We start from the raw sequence: 3542 nt of genomic DNA, 5'->3' as shown, positions 1-3542 counted from the left end.
CGCCAACCTTCACGCTTGAGCAGCACGTGCACGCGCCGGTAGCCATATCGAACGCGCGTCTGCGCAATCTCGCGCATGCGTTGACGCAGTGCCGTTTGCGGGTCCTTGACGCTGCGATAGTAGTGGGTACTGCGAGCTTGCTTGACCAGCCGGCACGCCCGCTGCGTCGGAAGACCGTAGTGATCCACGATGTAGCTCACTGCCTGTCTCTTCAGCGCGGGCGCGGCCACTTTTTTGTGGCGATATCCTGCAGGATGGCCTTGTCCAGACTCAGCTCCGCAACTAGCTTCTTGAGCCGCTCGTTCTCATCCTGGAGTTGCTTCAGTTCGCGGACCTGGTTCGACTCCAGACCCGCGTACTGCTTCTTCCATCGGTAATACGTCTGCTCCGATATCGGGCCTGTCAGGAATTTCGTGTTTAAGGCATAACATTCTCTCAAGGAGAGTGTATGCCTCGCAAACCGAAAGCCCAGCCGGTGGAACTGCCGGCGATTCCGGCCGAACTGCTTGAGCAGTTTGGCAACGGTCCAATGACAGCAGAAGCCATCAATGCCGCGACGCTGGCGCTCAAGAAGGCGCTGATCGAGCGAGCACTGAGCGGCGAGATGAATCATCATCTTGGCTACCCTGCCGGTGCGGCCAAGCCGGCCAACGCCACGAATCAGCGCAACGGGCGGGGCGCCAAGACGGTCCGGTGTTTCAGGGGGGCTGCTCCACCAGCCGCCACGCTGGCGCACCCATTCGACCCACGGCGAAGCGCTGGGCGGCCCGCCAAAGCCTTTCTGGTAGCGGATGACCGTCACATAGCGCAATGTAGTTCCGTCACTCCGGAATCCTCGCGGATCAAGGCTTCTGGCCCGTAATTTGACGACTTTATTTTGGTCTACAAGTGCGAAGAGACTTCGCGATGCGTCAAACACGTCGCCCAGCATTTTCAATTTGCGCGATAGTGACTCGGCAATTTTCCGTACACCTTGATCGCCCCGGCAATTTTCCGTACAATGGCGTGAGGAGGTGAGTGACCATGGCTACCACACGATTTGAGGCCCGCATCGAAACGGATGTGCACGCGGCGATCCGGCGCGCTGCCGAGATTCAGGGGCGCACGATGTCCGATTTCGTCGTCTCGGCCGCCCGGGAGGCGGCGCAACGCGCGATTGCCGACGCGGAAGTGATCCGCCTGTCGGTCGCGGAATCGGAACGGTTCGCGCACGCGATCCTGACGCCCGCCGAGCCGGTCGACGCGCTCAAGCGCGCGATCGATCTTCACGATCAACTGCTGCGTAACGCATGAGCGGTGCGCAGTTGGTAGTGGCCGCCCTTGAGGCGGCTCATGATCGATCTCGATTCGCATGCGGCACGCCCGCGCTTGATCGATATCTGCGCGAGGTGGTTACGCAGGACGTACGCCGCAGGGTGGCCGCCTGTTTCGTGATGCTCGACGGCAACGTTGTCGCGGGCTACTACACACTGTCTGCCGCCAGCGTCGCGCTCACGGATTTGCCGCACGCCATCGCGCGCAAGTTGCCCCGTTATCCTGCGATCCCGGTGGTGCGCATGGGGCGCCTGGCCGTCGATCAGGCATATCGCGGCAGGCGACTCGGCGCAGCGCTGCTGGTCAACGCGCTGCAACGTGCCGCAAAGTCCGAAATCGCTGCGGTGGCTCTGACGGTCGACGCAAAGGACGAAACGGCTGCGGCGTTCTACCGGCATTTCGGCTTCGCGCCGCTGACTAGCGACCCGCTGGCATTGTTCATGCCATTGGCAACGGTGAAGTAGCGGAAGCTATCCTGCGGGAAATGACGGAGTCGGTAATACTGGGCTACGGCGCGAGGCGTTTAAGGACGCGGTGAACGCACTGTGACGCAGCTCGATGTCGGGCAGGCCGCTTATGCCGGACTGCACCGTGAAATTGCCGATGTAGTTGCGTCGTCGCGCGAAGCGACGGCTCGCACGGTGAACGCCCTGATGACGGCGACATATTGGGAGATCGGGCGACGAATCGTTGAGTTCGAGCAGGGCGGGAAGGGGCGGCCCGCTTATGGCGACGCGGTGATCCGCCGTTTGGGCGCCGGGCTGTCAGAGTGATTCGGTCGTAGTTTCGGATGGCGCAATCTCGCGCAGATGCGAGCTTTTTACTCGACGTGGCCTGCAGACCGGATTGTGCAGAGACTGTCTGCACAATCCACGCCCACCCGGATTGACCCTGCCTCGTTTTCACGTTCAGCATGTCATGCAGCGTCGGGTTTCGTATTCGACGGGAGTGAGGTAGTCGATCGACGTGGGCATGCGCTGCCGATTGTAATGATCTGCTCTAGAAATCCTGTGACCTGCGGTGGGATCTTGTAGCCAGTTAAGCAGTGAGTCGCCTGTCGATATTCTCGGAATCCAGCCAGGCTCGACGGACCGTGGCAGGAGGTTGGTAACGATGAGCGCTATGCGGCCGACGCTCGTTGTAGAACTGTCGCCAGCGCTCGATGAGCACCTTGGCCTCGGCGCGGCTGCGGAACCATTCCCGATTCAGCAGCTCGTCGCGCAGCTTGCCGTTGAAGCTTTCGACGAAGCCGTTTTGCCACGGGTTACCGGGCGTAATGAAGGCTGGCCCGATTGCCGCGTCACGCAGCCAGCGCATAACCTTGGCCGCCGTAAATTCCGCGCCGTTGTCGGACCGAATGAACGCCGGCTTGCCGTATAGGCGCATCAATCGCGACAGGACCAGGATCACGTCTTGCGAACGCAAGCTGGCCCCGACCTCGATTGCTAGGCATTCGCGGGTGTATTCGTCGATCACGCACAGCATCTTCAAGACTCGACCGTCGACCAACTGGTCGTGGACGAAGTCGTAGCTCCAGACCGAATTGGGTTTCGTCGCACCCGGCAGGCGAATATCGCTGCCGCAACGCCGTCGACGCGGCCGGCGCTTCGGGATGTTCAGCTTCAGCGCACGCCACATCCGGCGCACACGCGATTCGCCCAACGACAGCCAAGCCGAGATCCGACGATAACCGAAGCGTGGCACCTCTTGGGAAGCCGCGATCAACCGCTCGCCCAAGCTCCGGTCTTTCTCCGGTTGCTTGAGCGTGTAGATCGCCACCCGGCGGCTCAGCCCCAGGTAACGACATGCCTTGCGTTGCGATAATCCCCGCCGAGTCAGGACTTCCAGCGCTTCGCGCCGGCCCGTCGGGGAATTCATTTTTTTCGGCTGAACTCCTTCAAGCCGTCGATCACCAGCAATTGCTCGGCCACCAGCCGCTTGAGCTTCTCGTTCTCCGATTCCAGTTCCTTGAGCCGACGTGCTTCGGCCACGTCCATGCCACCGAACTTGGTGCGCCACCGGTAGAACGTCTGCTCCGAGATGTTGTGCCGCTTGCACAGATCCTTGACCGGTACCTCCTGGCTCTCGGCTTCCCGCAGGATGCGGATGATCTGTTCGTCGGTATGTCGCTTCTTCATCGAGTTCTCCTTGCCTCTAGGATAAGAGAACTCACTTGCCGTTTGGCTACACGATCCGTCTCAGGTCACCTGTGACCTGCGGCGGAATTT

Annotated in this window: 4 protein-coding genes and 2 pseudogenes; 4 read left to right on the top strand and 2 right to left on the bottom strand. The window is 61.0% G+C overall.

The window, feature by feature from the left end; translation table 11 throughout:
- Positions 1-394 (bottom strand): annotated as a pseudogene (locus tag JMF90_RS29245) (transposase); the annotation flags it as partial.
- 54 nt (positions 395-448) lie between these two features.
- Here JMF90_RS29245 and JMF90_RS29240 point away from each other — a divergent pair.
- The 4 genes and pseudogenes from JMF90_RS29240 to JMF90_RS40795 form a co-directional block, all read left to right on the top strand.
- Positions 449-691 (top strand): annotated as a pseudogene (locus JMF90_RS29240) (IS256 family transposase); the annotation flags it as partial.
- Positions 692-1023: 332 nt separating this feature from the next.
- The gene (locus JMF90_RS29235; RefSeq protein WP_011548486.1) at positions 1024-1293 is read left to right on the top strand and encodes a DUF1778 domain-containing protein; all 270 of its coding nucleotides are present in this window, start codon (positions 1024-1026) and stop codon (positions 1291-1293) included.
- A complete protein-coding gene (locus JMF90_RS29230; protein WP_011548487.1) occupies positions 1290-1778 on the top strand; it encodes a GNAT family N-acetyltransferase in 489 nt (162 codons plus the stop codon). The genes JMF90_RS29235 and JMF90_RS29230 overlap by 4 nt, the downstream gene beginning before the upstream one ends.
- An 81-nt stretch (positions 1779-1859) precedes the next feature.
- The gene (locus tag JMF90_RS40795) at positions 1860-2087 is read left to right on the top strand and encodes a DUF1016 N-terminal domain-containing protein (protein WP_011548488.1); all 228 of its coding nucleotides are present in this window, start codon (positions 1860-1862) and stop codon (positions 2085-2087) included.
- A 265-nt stretch (positions 2088-2352) separates the two neighbouring features.
- On the opposite strand, the gene JMF90_RS29220 is transcribed toward JMF90_RS40795, so the two are convergent.
- A protein-coding gene (locus JMF90_RS29220; protein WP_085962301.1) for an IS3-like element ISBcen23 family transposase occupies positions 2353-3452 on the bottom strand; the annotation gives its coding sequence in 2 pieces (ribosomal slippage) (positions 2353-3200 and positions 3200-3452; 1101 coding nt in all).
- Positions 3453-3542: the final 90 nt, after the last annotated feature.

The organism is Burkholderia sp. E168m23 (genome assembly GCF_016586125.1).
GTDB lineage: Bacteria > Pseudomonadota > Gammaproteobacteria > Burkholderiales > Burkholderiaceae > Burkholderia > Burkholderia orbicola.
This window is presented reverse-complemented; position numbering and strand designations above follow the sequence as displayed.

Excerpts from the sequence above, each read along its gene's own strand:
- JMF90_RS29235 (WP_011548486.1), top strand. The coding sequence starts at position 1,024 with ATGGCTACCACACGATTTGAGGCCCGCATCGAAACGGATGTGCACGCG.
- JMF90_RS29230 (WP_011548487.1), top strand. The coding sequence starts at position 1,290 with ATGAGCGGTGCGCAGTTGGTAGTGGCCGCCCTTGAGGCGGCTCATGAT.